This is a genomic window from Methanobacterium sp., assembly GCA_030017655.1.
Taxonomy (GTDB): Archaea; Methanobacteriota; Methanobacteria; order Methanobacteriales; family Methanobacteriaceae; genus Methanobacterium_D.
Window position 1 is genome coordinate 1 of record JASEIM010000080.1, and the last position, 656, is coordinate 656.

Annotated in this window: 1 protein-coding gene; it reads right to left on the bottom strand. The window is 38.1% G+C overall.

Features of this window, described 5'->3' with window-relative positions; translation table 11 throughout:
• On the bottom strand, positions 1-388 hold a 388-nt coding region (locus QMD61_11715), incomplete at its 3' end, for an LLM class flavin-dependent oxidoreductase (protein ID MDI6725300.1).
• Between the last annotated feature and the right edge of the window lie 268 nt (positions 389-656).

The following is a 656-nucleotide window of genomic DNA, read 5'->3' on the forward strand; positions in this document are numbered from 1 at the left end:
CCACTTCTTTCAGCTCTTTTTCAGGTTTTGAAGTTGTAATAAGACCATCAGCCCAAATTTCCATCCATTCTGCAGTTTCAGCAGATATTGCCGCACCTATTAAAAGTGGTGGCTTTTCTGGAAGGGTATAGAGTTTCGCTTCTTCAATTTTAACATGTCCATTAAATGTCACCCTTATTCCATTCCATAATTTCCTTATGATTTCAGCAGATTGTTTTAAACGCTGGTTTCTTTCTGCTTTTGAAGGCCATTTGTCTCCTGTAATCCCTTCATTTAATAACTGACCACTTCCAAGTGCAATCCAGAATCTATTTTCGTACATTTCGGTTAGGGTAGCAGCTGCTTGAGCTATAATTGCTGGATGGTATCTTTGCCCAGGAGCATTCACCACTCCAAAAGGTAAAGATGTGGCTTGTAGTGCAGATCCAATCCATGACCATGAAAATCCACTTTCGCCTTGAGCTTTTCCCCTGGGTGGAAATGATCAGAACACATTACTGTACTAAATCCATTTTTTCTGCTAACTGTACTAGTTCCAACAATTTACTGGTCTAAATTGTTCATGGGAAGCATGAAAAACCTAATTTCATTTTTTTATCCTCAGAGTTATTCAATTGATGATTTCCATAGTTTTTGAAGATCCTTAGGTAGGTTAT